Source organism: Rhizobium sp. SG_E_25_P2, assembly GCF_029892285.1.
Classification (GTDB): Bacteria; Pseudomonadota; Alphaproteobacteria; order Rhizobiales; family Rhizobiaceae; genus Rhizobium_E.
On sequence record NZ_JARXVM010000009.1, the window covers coordinates 22,865 to 44,611 of the forward strand.

Sequence of the window (21,747 nt, forward strand, 5' to 3'; positions counted from 1 at the left end):
ATGGATTGGTCCGATCCGGTCTTCTGGGAAATCGTGCTTGGCGGTATGCTCAGGCTGGCGACGCCGTTGTTTATTGCGGCGCTCGGCGAAATGATCACCGAAAAGGCCGGCGCCATCAATCTCGGCATCGACGGCGTCATGACCGCCGGCGCTTTCGCCGCTCTGGTCTTCGCCTATTTCGCAGGCTGGGGCGCGGGCCTTGCCGGAGCCTGCCTCGTCGGCGCCTTGTATGGCCTGTTGCTCGCCGTTTCGGTGATCCGCTTCAATGCGGACCAGATCGTCATCGGCATCGCGATCTCGCTGATCGGGGCGGGGCTCACATCCTATGTGTTCCAGCTCTGGCAACCCTCGGGGCAAACGGCGATCTTCGTGCCGCTGGTGCCGATGATCACCATTCCCGGACTTGCGGATATTCCCTTTATCGGCTCGATCCTGTTTCGGCAGAACGCGCTGACTTACGCGATGATCCTGGTGCTGATCGTCGCCATCTATCTCCTCAACCGAACCCGCCTAGGCCTGATCCTGACGGCGGTCGGAGAAGACCGCGCGGCGGCGGAAATGCGCGGCGTCAATGTCGATCGCGTCCGCTACATCGCCATCACGCTTGGCGGCGCGTTCATGGGGCTGGCGGGTGCGGCGATCACGCTTGCCGTTCTCGGCTCTTATAATGACGGGCTCACCAATGGCCGCGGCTATATCGCGCTGGCGATCGTGATCGTCGGCCGCTGGACGCCGCTTGGGGCGCTGATCGGCGCGCTTATCTTCGCCTTTTTCGACAGTCTCGGGCTCAGGGCGCAAAGCGGGCTTGCGGGACTGCCGACCGAAGCTTTTTCGGCGCTGCCTTATGTCATGACGATCATTGTGCTGATGCTGGCGAACCGCTCGGTGCTCAAGCGGGCCTGAGCCCTTTACCAAAGGCAGACAATCCGGCTGTCTCAGGCCGCCAGTCCAATCGTATGCTCCTTGGCCCAGGACAGCATCACCTCATCGCCTTCCGCGATCTCCATCCGCGCCGAACTCGGAAGGCCGACGCGGATCTCCTGCTCGCCACGCTGGATAAACAAGGTCGTCCAGTGACCGGAGAAGAGACGACGCGTGAGCCGTCCCGTCAGTCGGTTCATTTCCCCTGATGTCGGATTGGTCGGGGCGCTGATGGCGATCCGTTCGGGGCGGACCAGACAATGCGCGGCGGCGCCGTTCGGTCCGGTCTTGGCGTCGGCAGCGGCCAGGATTTTGACGCCATCCTGAAGCTCGACCGCGCCTTCGGACCATCGTCCCTCGAAAATGTTGGCCTCTCCCAGGAAGGTGGCGGCAAACAGCGTGTTGGGCCGGTGATAGATGTCGGCGGGCGCGCCTTCCTCGATGACCCGGCCGCCGCTCAGAATGCCGATGCGGTCGCTCATCGTCAGCGCCTCTTCCTGGTCATGGGTCACGAAGATGGTGGTGATGCCGATTTCGCGCTGGATACGTTTCAGCTCCACCTGCATGTCCAGCCGCAGTGATTTGTCGAGCGCGCCGAGCGGCTCGTCAAGCAGCAGCACGCGCGGCTTTATGACGATGGCGCGGGCGAGCGCCACGCGCTGACGCTGGCCGCCCGAGAGCTGATTGGGCTTGCGATGACCGAGCGCCGACAGTTGCACCAGGTCCAGTGCTTCGCCGACGCGCTTCTTGATCTCCTGCCGCGACACGCCGCGGATTTCCAGCCCGAAAGCGACATTGTCGAATACGGTCATGTTGGGAAACAGCGCATAGCTTTGAAACACCATGCCGATATTGCGCTTTTCCAGAGGCACGCGCTCGACGCTTTCGCCGTTCATGGCGATGCGGCCCTGATCGGGATAATCGAAGCCGCCGATCATGCGCAAGAGCGTGGTCTTGCCGCTACCGGAAGGGCCGAGCAGCGCATAGAAACCGCCATCCTCGAAACGGATCGAGACATCGTCGAGCGCCTTGTAAATGCCGAAGCTGCGCGACAGATTGCTGACTTCCACGCTGGCCATCAGTCATTTCCTCCGAATTTGTAGAACCGGGCGGTGAACAGCATCACGCCCATGGACATGACGATGATCAGCGTCGACACGGCGTTGATTTCGGGCGTGAAGCCCTTGCGGATGGCGGCGTAGATTTCGACGGGCAGGGTCGTCTCGCCCGGCGTCGCCAGGAAATAGGAAACGACGAACTGGTCGAAAGACACAGCGAAAGCGAAGAGGCCGCCCGCGATGACCCCAGGCGCGATCCAGGGGAGGGTGACGCGGCGCGTCACCTGCCATTGATTTGCGCCGAGCGAGCGGGCGGCTTCCTCAAGCTCCCGGGGAAACGTCTTGAGACGCGCATTCACCACGATGATCACATAAGGCAGCGCAAGCGCGACATGGCCGAGAATGATAGCATGCAACCCGCGGCCGATGCCGACGCCGAAGAAGAAGATCAGCATGGCGGTGCCGGTGATCAGCCAGGGAATGGCGATCGGCGGCAGCAACAGCGCCTGCAGGATTTTCTTGCCGGCGAACTCGTAGCGGAACAGCGCCAGAGACGCCGCCGTGCCGAGTGCGGTCGAGATCACTGTGGTCAGGGCCGCGATTTTCAAACTGTTGAGCGCAGCCGAGATCAACTGATCGTCCTGCCACAGCGCCTCATACCATGTCGTCGACCACTCGATCGGCAGCATGTAGAAGGGCGAGGCGTTGAAGGACATCAACGCCATGATCACGATTGGCAGATAGAGAAAGGCGAGCAGCACACCGACATAAAGCCGGCCAAGCGCATTGAGAAACCGTGTGGTTGCGGTCATGACGCCCTCCGCATCACCGGCGACGCCAGCGCCAGGATGATCAGCACGAGCCCGAGCAGAATGAAGGACAGCGCCGCGCCCAGCGGCCAGTTGAACACCGCCACGAACTGGTCCTCGATCACCGTTCCATAGAAAGTGCCGGTGCGGCCGCCGAGAATGCGCGGCTCCATGAAGGAGCCGATCACCGGCACGAACACCAGCACGGCGCCCGCCACCACGCCCGGCATGGACAATGGCAGGATGAGCCGACGGAGAATTGTGAAGCGCGAAGCGCCGAGCGACCGCGCAGCCTCGATCAGGCTGTCATCGATCGCTTGCAGGCTGAGATAGCAGGTCAGCACGATATAGGGCACATAGGAATGCACCAGCCCGATGATGACGGCGGGATAGGAATACATGAGATCGATATTGATCTCGAAGGGCAGGATGGCGTTGAGCCAGGTGTCGAGAATGCCGCCGCTTCTGAGCACCATTGCCCAGGAGAAGATGCGGACCAACCCGTTGCTCCAGAAGGGCAGGATGACGAGCAGGAAGATCATCTCGCGGCTGCGCCCCTTAAGCACTTTCGCCAACACGAAAGCAGTGGGGAAGCCGAGGACAAGGCACCAGAAGGTCACTTCCAGCGCCAGCCTCAGCGAGGCGAGCAGCAGCGTCGCGTAAATGCCGGTCGAGAAGAAGGCGGCGTAGTTGGCGAGCGTCAGCGTCCATGGCTTGCCGGACAGCGGCAGGTCGGTGACGAAGCTGAAGAAGATCATCGCCGACAGCGGCAGAAAAATTGCCACTGTCAGCCAGAGATAGGCGGGAGCGAGCAGCGGCGCCGCCTTCGCGCCATCGGAGATGCGTCCATTGCCGCCCCCGAGGGCTGACGACGCCACAGCTGTTCCCGTCTGTCCCACTGTCATTTCACGTTGACCTTCAGTTCCTGCCAGAGCTGGAGGTACTTTTCACGGTCGGCGTCAGACACCGGCGCCTGGAACTGGATGCGGGCCGCAACAGCCGGATCACCCATGACGGTGCGGTTGAAGGCGTCTGCCGGAAGGCCTGCGACCGCCTTGGTGTTGGCGGACACCGGCGCGCCGACCTTGTTGTCCCACTCCACATAGAAGGCGGGATCGATCATGTAGTTGATGAAGGCTTCGGCGCCTTCGACATTTTTCGAACCCTTCGGGATCGAGAAGGCGTCGAGCCAGCCGACTGCGCCTTCTTCCGGCACGACGAAGGTTACCGGCAGCTTGAAGTTCTTCTTGGCGCGACCGGCCGAGCCGCTCCAATAGGTGCCGACATTGATCTGGTTGGCGGCGACCATCTGGTTCCAGTCGTTTTCGGCGCTCCAGAAGGTGCGGATCTGGGGCATCAGCGAGGCGAGCTTGGCCTTGGCGGCGTCGAGATCCTTGATGTCGTTGATGTTCTGGCCGCTGGCGATCGCGCCGAACTGGATGGCTTCGAGCGCGTCGTCACGCAGCACGACGCGACCCTTATGCGCCGGATCCCACATCACCTGGATGGAGGTCGGCGTCTTGTCGAAGGCCTTGTCGTTGACGGCGATCGAGGTCAGTCCCCAGACCCAGGGAACGCCATAAACCTTGGCGTCATGATTGAGCATCGGCGACCTGGCCTTTTCTGCGCCGAGATCGGCGTAATTGCCGATCTTGGAGATGTCGATGGGCTCGATCAATCCTTCCTTGAAGGCTTGGTCGTTGAAGGCTGCGTTGATCATCACCACGTCGTAGAGACCCGGATTGGTGCGCAGCTTGGTGAGCATTTCCTGCTCGGAATTGAAGAAGTCGTTGATGACCTTGTGGCCGGTGGCCTTTTCAAAAGCCTCGATGGCCCAGGGCTCGTCGGCGCCGTAGCCTTTCCAGTTCAGCACGTGGACATCGCCGGCAAACGCGGTCTGCGATAGCACGGCAAGCATGGCGGTCGCCGCCAGTTTGGCGAATAGTTTCATGGCATTCTCCTCTCAGTCGCAACGCGCGTCGTTCCCGGTTTTTTCATTGATCACGCTTCCCCGCGCGGTTCAGGAAAAGATCAACGTCCTTGTGGTCAGGCGCAGTCGCGCCGCCGTGTTTGAGTGTGGAAAGGGCGGCGGCGGCATTGGCGTATTCCACCGCCCTTTCCGGAACGTCGCCGCGGGAGAGTGCGGCGACGAATGCGCCGAGGTGGCAATCGCCTGCGCCGGTCGTGTCGACGGCGGCCACCTCGAATGCAGGTATTGTCTTGGGCTTGGCGCCACGCATGGCGAGGATCGCGCCGGATGCGCCGAGGCGCAGCACCACGCCCACGGCGCGGGGACAGAGCCGTTCCAAAAGAGCGCCCGCGAGATCGCCTGGCTCAAGATCGTCGCCGATCATCACCGATGCTTCGTCGCGATTGCAGCTCAACCAATCGGCCCGCGACAGCGCCACATCCAGCCGCTCGCGGGGAATATCCGCGACGATGCCGGTGGGATCGAAGACGAAATTCAGCGCTGGATCGACCTCGGACAGGAACCGTGTCTGCTCCCCGCCGGATTGCGGGTAGAGAAGCGTGTATCCCGAAGTGAACAGCCAATCTGTCGGCTGAAGTTCAAGCGCAAGCAGGTCGTCGGCAGACAAGCGGCTCTCGGCGCCGGGATAGGAAACGAATGTGCGCTCGGCGTCATCCGTCACCATCACGATGCAGACGCCGGTGTCTTCGCCTTGATAGAGCGGCGTCAGCACGTCGATGTCTTCGTCGCGGAATGCTTTGTGCAGTATGGCGCCAGCGGGCCCATCGCCGATCCGGCCGGCGAAAGCGGTGGCAAGACCGCTCCGCTTTGCCGCCGCCATCATGTTGAAACCGCCGCCCGGCATGGAGAAGTAAGACGAGGCGATCAGGTCTTCGCCCGGCCGAGGCAGCCGATCCAGCCGATAGATGAAATCGATGACGGCGCTGCCGAAATGAACAAGCCGAGGCTCAGCCATCGCCGCCTCCGGCCATCCGCATGGTCACCAGCGCCTCGACCAGATGATCGACGTCGCCGAGATCGATGCCGCGCAGTTTCGCGATCTTGTCCTGCGGCAGGGGCTGCATGCCAGAGCATGCGCCGGCCATGGAGCAGGCGATCGCGCCAATCGTGTCGGTATCTCCGCCGAGATTGGCGGCGATAACCGCCGCCTTCCAGCAATCGCCATCGGCGAGCGCGAGCGCCGCGAAAGCGGCAGGCACGGATTCCTGCGAGGCGACGCTCGAGCCAAGCAGCGCAAAGAGCCTGGCGACATCGCTTTGCGTGGCGGCTTTGCCCGCGAGATCCAGCGCCAGTTCGATGCGGGCGGCGAGCTGGCCGCCGGCGATCCAGACGCCCTGATCCGCGCCAGCTCTTGCGGCGTCCGCCGCATGTGCAACGGCGTCGCGCCAGCCCATGCCCTGGAGACCTGAACTGATCACCATGGCGACGGCGGAAGCGGCAGAAATGGCGATCGAGGTGTTGTGCGTGGCCCGGCAGGTTTCAGCTACCCGGGCGATGAGGTCGGAGGAGGGCGGCGTCATGATCCCGACCGGAGCGATGCGCATCGCCGCCCCATTGGTGTCGCCGTAACGGCCGGCCTGTTCAGGCGTCATGCCATTGCGGATCGCCTCGATGGCGCGCTTGGTCGAAGGCCCCAGGAGATCATAACCGCCGCGCCGGCGGATGTCGTCTTCCCAGGCGACCAGCGCCTCGATCCAGGCGTGGTGATCGAAACCGGCGGGTGAGGCCAGCAGCACTTTGGCGAGCAGCAGCGTCTGCTCCGTGTCGTCGGTGATCGCGCCGGCCTCAAGCCCCTTCGAGACAGGATGATCGGCATCAGGCGCGACGAAATCCTCGACATGCCCGTATCGGGCCGCGATCTGATCCGCCGACAGCAGTTGGGTCGGCATGCCCATCGCATCGCCAAGCGCGCCGCCGATCAGCGCTGCGCGGGCGCGATCCATCATCTCTGTCTTCGAAAGCGGCATGCGTTAGAACTCCAGATGCAAGGCGAAATAGGCGGGGTGCAGCAGGCTGACGACATATTCGATCGGCCTGCCGTCTTCGTCGCGGCTGAGCCGGCGCGTCCTCAGAAAGGCGGAGCCAGGCGCGTTTTTGAGCAGTTCGGAGTCTTCCTCCGACAGCATTTCGATGTCGGCCCATTCCTCGCCCTTGGCGGGAACCAGTCCCGCCTCATGCATGGTTTCCCGGAGTGAGCCGGCGGTCAGGCCACGGATCGGCAGCGATTCCAGCTCGGGAAGAAGCGGCAGACGGCTGCGCTCCAGCGAAATGGGGGTGTCGCCCACCACCAGGCAGCGAAGACGGTCGATGGCGATGAAGAGGTCGCGCTCGGCGCCGATCTCGGCCGCCAGCGCCTTGTCCTCAAGCACCTCGATGCGCAGCACGCGGGTGGTGGTTTCCGCGCCGACATCGGCGAGCGCGCGCGACCAGCCAGCGGCGTCGTTGATCGTCTTGCCTTCGAAGGTCACGAAAGAGCCGATACCCACTTTTGTGGTGATCAGTCCGCGGTTGTTCAGCTCTTCCAGGCCTTTTCGCAAGGTGTTGCGGCTCACCGAAAAACGTTGCACCAGTTGGTTTTCGCTTTGCAAACGCTCGCCGAAGCCCAGTTTTCCGGACAGAATCTCCTGTTCCAGCACATTGGCGATCTGCGTCGGCTTGGGCGCGCCCGGTGATAAAGCTCTCTTCATACGAATCTGCTATCTACCTGTTCTATGAACCTGTTCACACCTGTATAAAATAAAGTCGCGAGATGTTTGTCAATCGCGATTCCACGCGACACGCAAAAAGCACTGCCGAGGCACGATGTCTGGATTGGGGAGGGGAGAGTCTACAGGCAGCCGCCGGCCGGATTGCCGTTTCGGCAATCCGGTTTCATCGAGCGGTGAGCGGGTTTAAAGCGCGGCAATCCGGGATGGCGAGAAATCTTCCAGCAGGCCGGCATAGGGTTTGTTGACCGGCGTCGCGTAGGCGCCGCGCTTGGCTGTCTTGAGGCCCAGGGCGACCAGAGCTTCCGCCTGCTTCACGGCAGCGGCGACGCCATCGATAATGGGGACGCCGAATTCATGTCTGAGTTGCTCCACGAGATCCGCCATGCCCGCGCAGCCGAGCACGATAGCCTCGGCCTTGTCGTCGCGGAGCGCGGTGGCGATTTCATTGCGCAACCGGTCGCGGGCGTTGGACTGGGGGTCTTCAAGTGAAAGGACGGGGATATCGGCAGCTCGGACTTTGCAGCGTCCGGCCATGCCGTAGCGATGAACCAGCCCCTCCAGCGGCAGCCGCGATCGCTCCATGGTGGTGACGATGGTGAAACGCTGGGCTATGAAGGCGGTTGAGGCAAGCGCCGCCTCGCAGATGCCGATGATGGGGATGCTGGCAAGCGCCCGGGCGGCGTCGAGGCCGGTATCGTCGAAACAGGCGATAATGGCGGCGTCGGCCCCGGCTTTTTCGCCTTTGGCAAGCTCCAACAGCAATCCGGGCACCGCGAAAGCTTCGTCATAATAGCCTTCGATCGACACAGGCCCCATGGACGAGGTGATCGCAACAATCTCGGTGCTATCATTCTTCACCCGGCTTGCTGCGTCCGCCGCCGTGGCCGTCATCGTCTTCGTCGTATTGGGATTGATCAGAAGTATCCGGGTCACGCGCGCATCCGTCTGCGATTGATCAGCATGATCGCCCCGATCGTCACGGATATGACCAGGAAGGAGAAAAAGGTGGTGACCGCTCCGAGCGCATAGAGCACGGGGGTCGTGACATTGGTGGTCATGCCATAGATTTCGAGCGGCAGCGTGTTGTAGGTGCCCGATGTCATCAGCGTACGGGCGAATTCGTCATAGGAGAGCGAGAAGCCGAACAGGCCGACGCCAACAAGGCTTGGCGCAATCATCGGCAATACCACGTGATAGAAGGTCTGCCAGGAATTGGCGCCCAGATCGCGGGCGGCTTCTTCATAGGCCGGCGAGAAGCGGTTGAACACCGCAAACATGATCAGCACGCCGAAGGGCAGCGTCCAGGTGAGATGCGCGCCGAAGCCCGAGGAATACCAGGCCGGCTGCAGGCCGAGCTGTGAGAACAGCACGCCGATGCCGAGCGAGATGATGATCGAGGGGACGACGAGGCTCGCCACCGAGAGATAGAACAGCGGCGTGGCGCCAATGAACTTGCGGCGGAAGGCGAGGCCGGCCAGCAGCGACACCAGCACCGTCACGACCATCACCATCAGGCCGAGGAAGAGCGAGCGCCGGAACGAGCCGCCGAAATCGCCCACCGCCTGCTTCTCGAACAAATTGACGAACCAGTGCACCGACACGCCATTGAGCGGGAATGTCAGGCCGCCATTCGGTCCCTGAAAAGCGAGGATGAGGATGGCGGACATCGGCCCATAGAGAAACAGCACGAAGAGCGCGAAAAAGATCGCGAGCATGTAGAATTCGCGGGAGCGTTTTTCTCGATGCATGGCTCAGAGCTCCTTGCGGATATCGACGACGCGGAGAATGGCGGCCACCATCAGCAGCACCAGGATCAGCAGCACGACGGCGTTGGCGGCGGCGGCCGGATATTGCAGCAGCGACATCTGGTTCTTCATCATCAGCGCCACCGAGGCGCTCTGTCCGCCCGACATAACCTGCACCGTCGAGAAATCCGCCATCACCAGCGTGACCACGAAAATCGTGCCGATCGCCATGCCGGGTTTCGCCAAGGGTATGATGACATTGGTGAGGATCTGCCAGCTTGAGGCGCCGGCGTCGCGGGCGGCTTCCACCAGCGATTTGTCGATCCGGGTCAGCGTGTTGAAGATGGGCGTGACCATGAACAGCGTATAGAGATGCACCATGGCCAGCACCACGGCGAAATCGGAATAAAGCAGCCATTCGATCGGTTGCGGCACGATGCCCGCCCCGACCAGAGCCTGGTTGATCAGTCCGTTGCGGCCCAGCACCGGAATCCAGGAGATCATGCGGATGATGTTCGATGTCAGGAACGGCACCGTGCAGACGAGAAACAACACCGTCTGCATGGCGCTCGACCGGATATGGAAGGCGAGGAAATAGGCGACCCAGAAGCCGATGACGAGGGTGATGACCCAGACGATCGCGGCAAATTTCAGCGTGTTGAGATAGGTCTTCCACGTCACCCAGGAGCCGAGCGTTTCGGTGTAGTTGAACGTGACGAAATCGGGATACATCTGGGCGAAGTCGTAATCCCAGAAGCTGACCACCGCGATCAGCAGGATCGGCGCGAGCAGGAACGCGGCTAGGATCAAGGTCAGGGGAGCCGCTTGCAGATAGGGCGGCAGCCATGCGGGCAGCCGGAAGGCGCGCTCTGAAGGCTTGTCGCTCACGCCAATCAATCTGACTGTGGTCATGGCTGTCTCCCCGAATAAATTGCATCTTCAGGGAGTCTTGGAGGAAGCGTTTGCCCCTCATCCCCCTGCCGGGACCTTCTCCCCGCGCGCGGGGAGAAGGAGGATGTGGCGATGACGGCGCACCGATCGCCCTTCTCCCCGCAAGCGGGGAGAAAGTGGCGGCAGCCGGATGAGGGGCGGTGCTCCGCCCCTCGCGTTGATTACGCCGCGATGAACTCGTTCCAGCGGCGAACCATGTAGCGGTCCTCGTCCATGACGGAGTTCCAGCAGGCGACCTTGCCCATGCGCTCTTCGAAGGAGCCGCCATCGCGTACTGCGCCGGCCTTCTCCATGACCTTGCCTTCCGGCGACATGATCTCGCCCTTGGCCGGCTTGCCTTCGATCCAGTAGCCCCACTCGTCTTCGGACATGAAGCCCTTGGCGGTGTCCATGCAGGCCGAATAGTAGCCCTGACGGTTGAGATAGCCGCCGACCCAGCCGGAGGTGTACCAGTTGATATATTCATAGGCGGCGTCGAGCTGCGCGCCTTCGAGATGCGCGGCGAGGCCGAGGCCGCCGCCCCACGAGCGGTAGCCTTCCTTGAGCGGCTGGTATTTGCAGGCGATGCCCTTGGAGCGGACGGCGGCGACGGCCGGCGACCACATGGACTGGATGACGACTTCGCCCGAGGCCATCAGGTTGACCGACTCGTCGAAGCTCTTCCAGAAGGCGCGGAACTGGCCGGCCTGCTTGGCCTTGATCAGGAAATCGATGGTGGTGTCGATCTCCGCCTTGGTCATGTTGCCCTTGTCGGCATATTTGATCACGCCCATGGCTTCGCAGATCATGGCGGCGTCCATGATGCCGATCGAGGGAATGTTGAGGATCGAGGTCTTGCCCTTGAAGGCGGGATCCATGATGTCGGCCCATGTGGTGATCTCGCGACCGACGAGGTCAGGGCGGATGCCCAGCGTGTCGGCGTTGTAGATGGTGGGCATCATGGTGAAGAATTCGGTTTCGCCCTTGGCGAAAGTCTTGGCGTCCTTGGCTTCGACATAACCGACAGTGTGCGGCGCGGTGCCCTGGGCGATCACGCTGTCGGGCAGAAGCTTGCCGGTTTTGAACAGTGGCACGACCTTGTCGTAATATTTCAGCTTCTTGGTTTCCATCGGCTGGATCACGCCGGTCGGATAGACCTTCTTGAGGATCCAGTATTCGATATCGGCGATGTCGTAGGAGTTCGGCTGGGTGACCGCGCGCTGGGCGGCGGCGTCGGAATCGGTCGCCGTCATCTCAAGCGTGATGCCAAGGTCCTTCTTGCACTGCTCGGCGATGGCGTTGATGTTGGAGACGCCGGTGCCGAACTGGCGGAGCGTGATCGGGTTCTGCGCCCAGATCATCGGAAAACCGGTGATGACGCCCGCGCCAGCGGCAGCGCCAACGGCGGCGGCGCCGGTCTTGAGCAAGGAGCGTCTGGTGACGCCGGTCTTGGCAGGAATGGTCGATTCAGTGGTCATGCGCAGTCTCCTCTGAGGTTTGTTGTCGTTACTTTTCCACTTTGCCGAGGACGATGACGTCCCCAGGATTCCACATCAGCGGCAGGGCGTCCCCGACGGAGATCGTCCGGCTGAAGAAGTCGGCATCGCTCAGGATGGCGGTGAAGTCGTCCACGCCGGCGCCGGCCAGCGACAGCTTCACGGTCGAGCCGCGATATTCGATGTTGGTCACCACGCCGTTGAAACCGAAGCCGGGCAGCGATGTCTCGCCGATCATCACGCGGTCGGTGCGGATGGCGATATCGATTGCTTCGCCCGCCACCGGGTTTCCGCCCGAGGCCGCGAATTGGCCGCCACCTGCCACGTCGAGCGTCAGCCCACTGTCGGAAACCGAGGCGACACGGCCCGTGACGACATTGTGGTCGCCCATGAAGCGGGCCACGAAGGCGGTGGCCGGCTGCTCGAACACCACGCGCGGCGCGGCCGCCTGCTCGATACGGCCGTCATTCATCACCACGACGATGTCGGCGAGCGCCATGGCCTCTTCCTGGCTATGCGTCACATGTACGAAAGTGATGCCCAGCGAGGTCTGCAGTTTCTTCAGTTCCGCCCGCATACGGATCTTGAGGAAGGGGTCGAGCGCGGACAGTGGCTCATCAAGCAGCAGCACTTCCGGATCTGTAATGAGCGCGCGCGCCAGCGCCACGCGCTGTTGCTGGCCGCCGGACAGTTGCGCCGGTCGTCGGTTGGCATAGGCTTCGAGTTGCATCAGCTTCAGCATTTCGAGCGCCTTCGACCGCCGGACATCCTTGTCGAGGCCCTTCATCTTCAGGCTGAAGGCGACGTTGTCGACGAGATCGAGATGTGGGAACAGCGCATAGGACTGGAACATCATCGCTGTGCCGCGCTTGGCCGGCGGCAGTTCGGTGATTAATGTGTTGCCGAGCAGAATATCGCCGCTTGAAATGGTCTCATGGCCGGCAATCATGCGCAGCGTGGATGTCTTGCCGCAGCCGGAAGGGCCGAGAAGGCAGCAATAGGAACCAGCGGGGATCTTGAGGCTGATCGCATGCACGGCGGTCGTTTGGTCGTAAATCTTGGAGACGGCGGCGATGTCGATGTCTGCGGCTTTGCTCATGCGGCGCTCCTTTTCGCGTCGCAACATATGATGCATGCCGCGTGCCAGTTCGAAAACGCCTAGGAGTCAGGCTCTATTCTCCGGATTGCGGCGGTCTTCGCCGTTGTTTTCATCATTGCGACAAATGTGCTGCGCATTATTTGTGCGATTGTTCTCAATGTTTGTATATTATTGTATGCAATATCTTCTGCGTCTGGATGCGATTGCCGGTTCCACAAAGCCTCATTCCGCGATACAACGAATCTGCACGGAAGAAGCGCTATGAATCTCATCGACAAGAACCTTTTGCTCGACCAGAACCAGGAGGATCGCGCCCAGTCGATCCGCGACAGCCTGCGCGATGCGATCATCGATCGCCGTCTGGGACCAGGCTCCAAGCTTGCGGAAGCCGAGGTCGGCGGGTTGTTCGATGTCAGCCGGACGGTGGTGCGCTCGGCGCTGCAGATGCTGGCTTATGAGGGATTGGTGCGAATAGAGCGCAATCGTGGCGCTTTCGTCTCCAACCCGACGCCAGAGGAAGCCCGCCAGGTGTTCGACACCCGCCGTCTCATCGAGCCGGGCATCGTGCGCGCGGCAACAGTTCGGATCTCGAAAGCGGATATCGATGATCTCCGCGATCATCTGACGCTCGAAGACCGGTTCATGAATGAACGCGGGCCAGCGGCGCGGCGCGCCGAAATCAAGGCGTCAGGCGATTTTCATCTCAAGATTGCCCGGCATTCCGGCAACGCCATTCTCGAAAAATTCATGGATGAACTGGTGGCCCGTTCGTCGCTGGTGATCGCGCTTTACGGCCGCACCGGCGTGTCCCGCTGCGGCCATAGCGAACATCGCGATCTCCTGGACGCCATGGAGCGTGGCGATGCGGACCGCGCCTGCGATCTGATGCTGCATCACATCGATCATATCGAGGCGGATCTCGATCTACGCGAGGTGGCGGCGATGACGCTGAAGGACGCCTTGGCGACCTGAGAGCGTCTTCGGCGCGGCTGCAATCAGCGGCGTGCGATATACATCGGACCGCCTGTATGGGCCGGAAATCCATAGCCGTTGACGAGCACCAGATCGATATCGCTCGCTCTGAGCGCCACGCCGGAGTCCAGAAGACGCTGGCCCTCTTCCGCCATAGCTCTCAACAGTCGATCCAGGATGTCCTGTTGTGAAAAGGGCTGCGGAACGATGTTTTTGGATGCGCGCAGCTCGGCGATGAGCGTGGTCACATCGGCATCCACCATGCGTTTGCCGTCGACATATTTATACCAGCCCAGGCCGTTCTTCTGGCCGAAACGGCCGGCCTCGCAGAGTCTGTCTGCGATTTCGACATAGCGTTCGCCGGGATCGCGCGTCGCCGCCTGTCGCTTGCGCCGCGCCCAGGCTATTTCAAGCCCGGCGAGATCGGAAATGGCGAAAGGTCCCATAGCCATGCCGAAGGCTTCGATCGCGCTGTCGATCTCATGCGGCTCTGCGCCGTCTTCCACCAGATATTCGGCCTCGCGGCGATAGGCGGAGAAGATGCGGTTGCCGATAAAGCCCTCGGTGACGCCCGAATAGATCGGCAGCTTGCGCATCGCCTTGGCGACGGCGAAGCCGGTGGCGACGATCTCGGGGGCTGATTTTGCGCAGTGCACCACTTCAATCAGCCGCATGATATGCGCTGGCGAAAAGAAGTGCATTCCGAGCACGCGCTCCGGGCGGGCAGTTGCGGCGGCGATGACATCGGGATCGAGATAAGAGGTGTTGGTGGCCAGAATGGCGTCGTCGCGCACCACTCCGTCGAGCCTCTTGAAGAGATCGATCTTGACGTCGAGATCGTCGAAGACAGCTTCGATCACCAGATCAGCGTCGGCGAGAGCGGCGAGGTTGCTGGCGACGGTGAGACGAGCGAGCCGCCCAGCATGCGCTGCCGCATCGATGCGCCCGCTAGAAAGCGCCTTGTCAAGAATGCCCGTGATGCGAAGCCTGCCCTTGTTGGCGGCGTCCTCGGTCTGTTCGACAACGGTGACGCGAAAGCCGGCATCGAGGGCGGCAACCGCAATGCCTGATCCCATCAGTCCCGCGCCGACCACGCCGATCGTCTCAATTTTGCGTGGCGCCACGCCATCAAGCCCGGGAATTTTACCGGCTTCGCGTTCGGCGAAAAACACATGCCGGAGCGCCTGTGATTGCGGCGATTGTTTGAGCTTCAGGAAGGCGGCGCGTTCCTGGGCAAGACCATCCGCGAGCGGCGTCCGGCCTGCGGTTTCGATCAGCGTCACCGCTTCGCCCGGGGCGATCTGGCCTTTGGCTTTCGACAAGACTTTGCGCTTTGCAAATGCGATGTCTTCCTCGGAAGAGGGGGGAATAGTGATCTCCCCGGTCTTACGAAAACGATCGCCAGCGGCCTCCGACGCAACTTCGATAGCATGGGCGACGGGGTTTGCGGCGATGTCATCAATGACGCCCAGCGACAGCGCTTCTTCCGCTTTGACGCTTCGGCCCGAACCGATCAGGTCGATGGCGACGGCTGCACCCGTCAGCCGCGGCAGGCGCTGTGTGCCGCCCGCGCCGGGGATGAGGCCCAACTTGACTTCGGGAAAGGCGACAGAGGCGCTCAGTGCGGCGATGCGATACTGGCAGGCCAGCGCAATCTCCAGCCCGCCGCCGAGCGCTGCGCCATTCAATGCAGCAATGACCGGCTTCGATGAACTTTCGAGCAACTGGCAGACATCGGGCAGAATGGGCGCGACCGGCGGTTTGTCGAATTCGGTAATGTCGGCGCCGCCCACGAAGATCCGTCCGGCGCCTGTCAAAACGACAGCTTTGATAGCAGCGTCATTCCCGGCGTCGGCGATCCCCGCCGCCAAACCCTGCCGCATCGCAAGCGAGGCGGCGTTGACGGGAGGGTTATCGAGGGTGATCAACAGCACGCCGTCCTGCGCCACGCCGCTGACACAGTTCGAATAGGTCCTCACCGGGTTTGTTGCCGCGCTTACCATGATCACGCGTCCGGAATGACGGCGGTGGCCTGAATTTCGATCTTGGCGCGATCCTCGACAAGCGCCACGACCTGCATGGCGGCCATGGCGGGGTAGTGCCGACCGATCGTGTCGCGATAGGCCTGACCGATGCCTTTGAGATTGCTGAGATATTCCTGCTTGTCGGTGAAGTACCAGGTCATCGAAGTGATATGTTTGGGCTCGGCGCCGGCTTCGGCCAGCACGGCCACGACATTCTCCAGCGTCTGGCGCACCTGACCGACGAAATCATCGGTTTCGAACTGGTTCTGGCCGTTCCAGCCGATCTGGCCGCCGACGAAGATCATGCGTCCGCGCGCCTCGACGCCGTTGGCGTAGCCGATGGGCTTGGCCCAGCCTTCAGGTTGCAGGATCGTGTGCATGGTCGGTCTCCAGATGATGGGTCAGCGCGGCGCGGAGGTTGTCCGGCCACGGGCAGGAAGAATGGGTGTCGAGGGATGTAGCGACCAGCCGATGGCTGGCGGTGAACAGAACGTCGCCGCGCGCCGACACAGTGTGGTCGAGATCGAGCGAGGTGCGGCCGATGCCGCTAACCTTGATGGCAAATTGCAGCAGGTCGCCGTGAAAGCCCGGTCGCTTGAAGGTCAGATTAAGGCTCACCGTTGGCGTGCCCATCCTCAGATCTTCGATCATCGGCCGACGAGGCGCGCCGATCGACGCGAAGAACTCCTCGATCGCGCCGTCGAGCAGACGGAGGTAAGACGGATAATAGGCGATGCCGCTCGGATCGCAGTCGCCGAAACGTAGCGGCGTTGTGCAATGGAACATCGCTCAGCCCGCCTTTATCAGTTCGCGCGCCACGATCAGTTTCTGCACTTCGGTCGCGCCCTCATAGATCCTGAGCGCGCGGATTTCCCGGTAGAGGCTCTCGACGATCTCGCCTGTCCGGACGCCGCGCCCCCCGAACAATTGCACGGCGCGGTCGATCACACTTTGCGCGGTCTCGGTCGCAGTCATCTTGGCCATGGCCGCCTCCTTGGTGGTCGGCAGCTTCTGCACATCACGGCGCCAGGCGGCGCGATAGGTGAGGAGGGAAGCGGCATCGATGCCGGTCGCCATGTCACCTAGCGAAGCCTGGGTCAGTTGCAGATCGCCGAGGGTCGCGCCGAACATTTTTCTCGTCCTGGCATGCGCGAGCGCTTCATCCAGCGCCCGCCGGGCAAAGCCGATGGCAGCGGCGGCAACTGAGGCGCGGAAAATGTCGAGCGTGCGCATGGCGATCTTGAAGCCTTCGCCCGGAGCGCCGAGCCTTCGCGACGCCGGTATGCGGCAACCGTCGAAGCGGATGGTGGCGAGCGGATGCGGCGCGATCACATCGATACGCTCCGTGATTGAGAAGCCGGGATCATCGGCAAAGACCACAAAAGCCGAGATGCCGCGCGTGCCCGGGGCTTCGCCGGTGCGGGCGAAGACGGTGTAGACATTGGCGATGCCGCCATTGGAAATCCAGGTCTTTTCACCATCGAGCACATAGCTGTCGCCATCCTCGCGAGCTGCGCAGGCCATGGCGGCGACATCGGAACCAGCTTCCTTTTCCGACAGCGCGAAGGCGGAGATCCATTCGCCGGAGGTCACCTTGGGAAGAACGGCGGCTTTCAGCTCGTCCGATCCCGAGAGACCGATCGCGCCGGTGCCCAGGCCCTGCATGGCGAAGGCGAAATCGGCGAGCCCGTCATGCCAGGCCAGCGTTTCGCGCGCGAGGCAGACGGCGCGGGAGTCGATCGCGGTTTTGCCCGCGTCGCCAGTGGCGAGGCCAAGAAGTCCCGCGTCCCCCAGCCGCCTGACGAGGTCGCGGCAGGCGCGGTCGGTGTCGTGGTGATCGACAGACGCGAGCGCGCCGCTCGCGGCGAACGCATCTAGTCGTTCAGCGACGGCGCGATGTTCCGGACCGAAAAACGGCCAGTCGAGATGGTCGCGGGTGGGGCCTGTAAGCGTCGACATCAGTTGCCCTCGAAGACAGGCTTGCGTTTGGCGGCGAAGGCTTCGAAGGCGCGGCGGAAATCGCCTGTGGCCATGCAGATCGCCTGCGCCTGGGCTTCAGATTCGATCATTTCATCGATGCCCATCGCCCATTCCTGGTTTAGCATGGTCTTGGTGACGCCATGGGCGAACCAGGGGCCATCGGCGATCGAACGCGCGAGATCCGCCGCTGCTTTATCCAGATCTTCGGCGGCATGCAGGCGATTGAAGAAGCCCCAGCGTTCGCCTTCCTCGGCGCTCATGAAGCGGCCGGTATAGAGCAGTTCGGCGGCGCGTCCCTGGCCGATGATGCGCGGAAGGATGCCGCAGGCGCCCATATCGGCGCCGGCGAGACCAACTCGTGTGAACAGAAATGCGGTCTTGGCCTCCGGCGTCGCAAGCCGGAGGTCCGACGCCATGGCGAGGATCGCGCCTGCGCCGGCGCAGATGCCGTCGATGGCCGCCACGATCTGCTGTGGGCACTTCTTCATCGCTTTGACGAGATCGCCGGTCATGCGGGTGAAGGCCAGGAGATCCGGCATTTTCATGCGCGTCAGCGGTTCGATGATCTCGAACATATCGCCGCCGGAAGAGAAATTGCCGCCTGCGCCCTTGAGCACGATCGTCCTGACATCCGAGGCGTAAGCGAGATCGCGGAAGAGATCGCGCAGCTCCGCATAGCTTTCGAAAGTCAGCGGGTTCTTCTTGTCCGGCCGGTTCAGCGTCAGCGTCGCCACCCGTCCGTCGCCTTCGACCGACCACAGGAAATGCTTGGGGGCATAATCCCGGAAGGGGCGGAGATGGCCGCTCATGCTTGCCTGTTCGTTGCTCATCCTGTCATGACCTCCCCGCCGGCGATGGCGATCGCCTGGCCTGTGATTGCATCTGAGCCCGGCGACGCCAGCCAGAGAACCGCGTCCGCAACTTCTTCCGGCTTCACCAGCCGCCCTTGCGGATTCGACTTCGTGAATTCGGCCAGCGCCTGTTCTTCCGTCCGTCCGGTTTTCGCGACGATTTCGGCGATCGAGCGGGCGATGATCGGCGTATCGGTAAATCCGGGGCAGACGGCGTTGACCGTCACGCCCTTCTTGGCGAGCTCCAGCGCCAGTGACCGGGTCAGGCCGACCACGCCATGTTTCGCAGCGCAATAGGCGGAGACATAGGCATAGCCGGTCAGGCCGGCGGTCGATGCGACATTGACGATGCGCGCGCCCTTGCCGAACGCCTTGAGATCGGCAAGCGCCGCCTGCGTGACGTTGAAGACGCCGGTGAGATCGACCGTGAGAACATGTGTCCACATGTCGAGCGTCGTCTTCTCGAACGGCGCGCTCGGCGCTTCCCCGGCATTGTTGATGAGGATGCTCACCGGCCCAAAGGCGGCGCGGGCCGTCTCCAGCCCCGCCGCAATCGCCGCCGTATCGGTCACATCGAAGCCGGACAGGACGAGGCAACCGCCCTCAGGCAGTTCGCGCGCCAACGCTTCCAGCGGCTCCCGGCGACGGCCTGCCAGCGTTACCCTCGCGCCGGCCTGCACGAGACTGCGCGCGATGGCGGCGCCGATGCCGCTGCCGGCGCCGGTGACGAGAGCGTGACGTCCTTGAAGCGGAGACGGCATCGCTTACTTTGCTCCGCCGCCGGCCTGCTGGGCGCGGACGAGATTGGTCTCATATTGCGCCTTGCTGGAGTAATACTGCTTGGGCCAGGCCACTGATTGCAGCCCGATCTTAGCGGCCTCGTGCAAGGCCCAGGCCGGATCGGCGAGATGCGGACGGGCGACAGCGCAGAGATCGGCGCGACCGGCCGCGATGATCGAATTGGCGTGATCGGCTTCCGAAATGGCGCCCACGGCGATGGTGGGGATGCCAACTTCGTTGCGGATCTTGTCGGAGAAGGGCGTCTGGAACAGGCGGCCGTAAACGGGCTTTTCTTCCTTCCAGACCTGACCCGACGAGCAGTCGATCATGTCGGCGCCGGCTTCCTTGAACATTGCGGCGAAGATCGCGGCGTCCTCGGGCGTGTTGCCGCCGTCGAACCAGTCATGGCAGGACAGGCGCACCGAAATCGGCTTGTCCTGCGGCCAGACTGCGCGGATGGCGCGGAACACGTCCAGCGGATAACGGGCGCGGGCCGCGTGATCGCCGCCATATTCGTCGGTGCGGCGGTTGGTGAGCGGCGACAGGAAGCTCGACAAGAGATAGCCATGCGCGCAATGGAGTTCGAGCCAGTCGGCGCCGGTGGTCGCGGCCAGTTGTGCGGCGCGAACATGGTCCTGCAGCACCCGGTCGAGATCGGCGCGATCCATCGCCTTCGGCGTCTGGCTATGCTTGAGATAGGGAAGGGCGGAGGCCGACAGCAGCGGCCATGAACCCTCTTCGAGCGGCTGGTCGATGCCGTCCCAGGCGAGCTTGGTCGCTCCCTTGCGGCCGGCATGGCCGATCTGGATGCCTACTTTGGCAGGCGAGTTGAAATGCACGAACTCCACCAGCCGCTTCCAGCCGTCCGCCTGCTCCTCGTTCCAGAGACCGAGGCAGCCGGGCGTGATCCTGCCATCCGGCGAGACGCAGGTCATTTCGCCGAAGACGAGGCCGGCGCCGCCCATGGCGCGCGAGCCGAGATGAACGAGATGGAAATCGTTGATCAGGCCGTCCTTGGCCGAATACATCGCCATCGGCGACATCACCACGCGGTTCGGCAGCGTCACGTTCCGGACCGTGAAGGGCGTGAACATCGGCGGCAGGCAGCGGTCGTTCGCTGTTGCGTCGAGGCCGGCCTTGCGGGCGAACCAGCGCTCATAGCCTTCCAGCCAGTTTTTATCGCGAAGGCGCAGATTTTCATGGCTGATGCGCTGCGAACGGGTCAGCATCGAATACATGAACTGTTCCGGCTCCAGCGTGTCGGCATAGCGCCGCCCCACGACCTCGAACCATTCCATGGCGTTGCGCGCCGCATTCTGGATGCGGGCGACATCGACGCGGCGGATCTCCTCATAGGCGGACAGCACATCCGGGATCTTCGCCTTGCCGTGACCGGCCTTGTTGAACTGATTGGTCAGCTCGATCGCGTCGTCGATAGCGAGCTTGGTGCCCGAACCGATGGCGAAATGAGCCGTATGGGCGGCGTCGCCCATCAGCACGACATGCGAATTGCCGTTGAAATGGCTCCACTTGCCGCAGATCAGGCGATTGAAGTTCAGCCAGGCCGAACCGCGCAGATGCCGGGCATTGGTCATCAGTTCGGCGCCTTCCAGCACCTCGGAGAACAGGTCTTGGCAGAAATCGATCGAGCCCTGCTGGTCGAGCGCGCCCAGCCCATGTTTCTCATAGGCTTCTTCGGTCGTCTCGACGATGAAGGTCGAGGTCTGGTCGTCGAACTTGTAAATATGCGCCTGGAACCAGCCATGGTCCGTCTTGCGGAAATCGAAGGTGAAGGCGTCGTAGAGTTTGTTGGTGCCGAGCCAGATATAGCGGTTCGGCCGCGTGACGAGATCCGGCTGGAAAACGTCGGGATAATGATTGCGGACTCTGGAATTGAAGCCGTCGGAGGCGATGATCAGGTCGGCGTCTGGGAAGTCGAGATCGCTGTCGACGTCGGTTTCGAACTTCAGTTCGACGCCGAGCGCTTCGCAGCGGCGCTGCAGGATGTTCAGCAGCTTCTTGCGGCCGATGCCGACAAAGCCGTGGCCGGTGGTGCGTTGGCGCGTGCCCTTGAACAGAACTTCGATGTCGTCCCAGTGATTGAAGGCGTCCTGGATTTCGGCGGCGCTTTCCGGATCCCAGACCTTCATGGCCTGCATGGTGGCGTCGGAAAACACCACGCCCCAGCCGAATGTGTCGTAGGGGCGGTTGCGCTCGACCACGGTTATGGAATGCGACGGGTCGAATTTCTTCATCAGCAGGCTGAAATAGAGCCCGGCGGGGCCGCCGCCAATACATACGATCCGCATATCGGTTCCCTCTTCTCCATCGAGAGCAAGTTGCTCTGATATTTTAAGATTAAAGTAAATTGACGGACTGCGTCT

The 21,747-nt window shown here is 62.4% G+C and carries 21 protein-coding genes; 2 read left to right on the forward strand and 19 right to left on the reverse strand.

All coding sequences use genetic code 11. The features are described 5' to 3' along the window. Positions 1-903, forward strand: a complete 903-nt coding sequence (locus M2360_RS13745; RefSeq protein WP_280775750.1) for an ABC transporter permease — start codon at positions 1-3, stop codon at positions 901-903. Positions 904-935: 32 nt separating this feature from the next. On the opposite strand, the gene M2360_RS13750 is transcribed toward M2360_RS13745, so the two are convergent. The 12 genes from M2360_RS13750 to M2360_RS26780 form a co-directional block, all read right to left on the reverse strand. After that, positions 936-2,000 (reverse strand): ABC transporter ATP-binding protein, encoded by a 1,065-nt coding sequence (locus M2360_RS13750; protein WP_280775752.1) that lies wholly within the window; start codon positions 1,998-2,000, stop codon positions 936-938. Beyond that, positions 2,000-2,791, reverse strand: a complete 792-nt coding sequence (locus tag M2360_RS13755) for an ABC transporter permease (protein ID WP_280775753.1) — start codon at positions 2,789-2,791, stop codon at positions 2,000-2,002. Before M2360_RS13755 ends, M2360_RS13750 begins: the two co-directional genes overlap by 1 nt. Continuing rightward, a complete protein-coding gene (locus M2360_RS13760) occupies positions 2,788-3,546 on the reverse strand; it encodes an ABC transporter permease (protein WP_280775951.1) in 759 nt (252 codons plus the stop codon). Before M2360_RS13760 ends, M2360_RS13755 begins: the two co-directional genes overlap by 4 nt. A 143-nt stretch (positions 3,547-3,689) precedes the next feature. Next, positions 3,690-4,739, reverse strand: coding sequence for an extracellular solute-binding protein (locus M2360_RS13765; RefSeq protein WP_280775754.1), 1,050 nt, complete (start codon positions 4,737-4,739; stop codon positions 3,690-3,692). 43 nt (positions 4,740-4,782) lie between these two features. Then, complete coding sequence (locus tag M2360_RS13770; RefSeq protein ID WP_280775755.1) at positions 4,783-5,733, reverse strand: PfkB family carbohydrate kinase; 951 nt, start codon at positions 5,731-5,733, stop codon at positions 4,783-4,785. Continuing rightward, the gene (locus tag M2360_RS13775) at positions 5,726-6,745 is read right to left on the reverse strand and encodes an ADP-ribosylglycohydrolase family protein (protein WP_280775756.1); all 1,020 of its coding nucleotides are present in this window, start codon (positions 6,743-6,745) and stop codon (positions 5,726-5,728) included. The genes M2360_RS13770 and M2360_RS13775 overlap by 8 nt, the downstream gene beginning before the upstream one ends. Positions 6,746-6,748: 3 nt before the next feature. Further along, positions 6,749-7,465, reverse strand: a complete 717-nt coding sequence (locus M2360_RS13780; protein WP_280775757.1) for a GntR family transcriptional regulator — start codon at positions 7,463-7,465, stop codon at positions 6,749-6,751. 204 nt (positions 7,466-7,669) lie between these two features. Further along, positions 7,670-8,419 carry an aspartate/glutamate racemase family protein gene (locus M2360_RS13785; RefSeq protein WP_280775758.1) on the reverse strand — a complete coding sequence of 250 codons (750 nt, stop codon included), beginning with the start codon at positions 8,417-8,419 and terminating at the stop codon, positions 7,670-7,672. Then, positions 8,416-9,234, reverse strand: a complete 819-nt coding sequence (locus M2360_RS13790; protein ID WP_280775759.1) for an ABC transporter permease — start codon at positions 9,232-9,234, stop codon at positions 8,416-8,418. Before M2360_RS13790 ends, M2360_RS13785 begins: the two co-directional genes overlap by 4 nt. Positions 9,235-9,237: 3 nt before the next feature. Beyond that, complete coding sequence (locus M2360_RS13795; RefSeq protein ID WP_280775761.1) at positions 9,238-10,143, reverse strand: ABC transporter permease; 906 nt, start codon at positions 10,141-10,143, stop codon at positions 9,238-9,240. Between the two features lie 200 nt (positions 10,144-10,343). Beyond that, positions 10,344-11,639, reverse strand: a complete 1,296-nt coding sequence (locus tag M2360_RS13800; protein WP_280775762.1) for a PotD/PotF family extracellular solute-binding protein — start codon at positions 11,637-11,639, stop codon at positions 10,344-10,346. 28 nt (positions 11,640-11,667) lie between these two features. Beyond that, entirely contained in the window at positions 11,668-12,756 is a 1,089-nt protein-coding gene (locus M2360_RS26780) for an ABC transporter ATP-binding protein (RefSeq protein ID WP_348529551.1), read from the reverse strand. A 261-nt stretch (positions 12,757-13,017) separates the two neighbouring features. Between M2360_RS26780 and M2360_RS13815 the strand changes: the two genes are divergently transcribed. After that, entirely contained in the window at positions 13,018-13,728 is a 711-nt protein-coding gene (locus M2360_RS13815) for a GntR family transcriptional regulator (RefSeq protein WP_280775763.1), read from the forward strand. A 23-nt stretch (positions 13,729-13,751) separates the two neighbouring features. Here M2360_RS13815 and M2360_RS13820 read toward each other — a convergent pair whose 3' ends face one another. Genes M2360_RS13820 through M2360_RS13850 form a run of 7 tightly spaced genes read right to left on the reverse strand, consistent with a single transcriptional unit; the run spans position 13,752 to position 21,672 of the window. After that, entirely contained in the window at positions 13,752-15,731 is a 1,980-nt protein-coding gene (locus M2360_RS13820) for a 3-hydroxyacyl-CoA dehydrogenase NAD-binding domain-containing protein (protein WP_280775764.1), read from the reverse strand. 2 nt (positions 15,732-15,733) lie between these two features. Next, entirely contained in the window at positions 15,734-16,132 is a 399-nt protein-coding gene (locus M2360_RS13825) for a RidA family protein (RefSeq protein ID WP_280775765.1), read from the reverse strand. Beyond that, entirely contained in the window at positions 16,110-16,538 is a 429-nt protein-coding gene (locus tag M2360_RS13830) for a thioesterase family protein (protein WP_280775766.1), read from the reverse strand. The genes M2360_RS13825 and M2360_RS13830 overlap by 23 nt, the downstream gene beginning before the upstream one ends. Positions 16,539-16,541: 3 nt before the next feature. Further along, positions 16,542-17,711 carry an acyl-CoA dehydrogenase family protein gene (locus M2360_RS13835; protein WP_280775767.1) on the reverse strand — a complete coding sequence of 390 codons (1,170 nt, stop codon included), beginning with the start codon at positions 17,709-17,711 and terminating at the stop codon, positions 16,542-16,544. Beyond that, positions 17,711-18,562: an enoyl-CoA hydratase family protein gene (locus M2360_RS13840; protein WP_280775769.1), complete on the reverse strand. Its 852-nt coding sequence runs from the start codon at positions 18,560-18,562 to the stop codon at positions 17,711-17,713. The genes M2360_RS13835 and M2360_RS13840 overlap by 1 nt, the downstream gene beginning before the upstream one ends. Further along, positions 18,559-19,344, reverse strand: coding sequence for an SDR family NAD(P)-dependent oxidoreductase (locus M2360_RS13845; RefSeq protein WP_280775770.1), 786 nt, complete (start codon positions 19,342-19,344; stop codon positions 18,559-18,561). The genes M2360_RS13840 and M2360_RS13845 overlap by 4 nt, the downstream gene beginning before the upstream one ends. A gap of 3 nt (positions 19,345-19,347) precedes the next feature. After that, entirely contained in the window at positions 19,348-21,672 is a 2,325-nt protein-coding gene (locus tag M2360_RS13850) for a bifunctional salicylyl-CoA 5-hydroxylase/oxidoreductase (RefSeq protein ID WP_280775772.1), read from the reverse strand. Positions 21,673-21,747 lie beyond the last annotated feature (75 nt).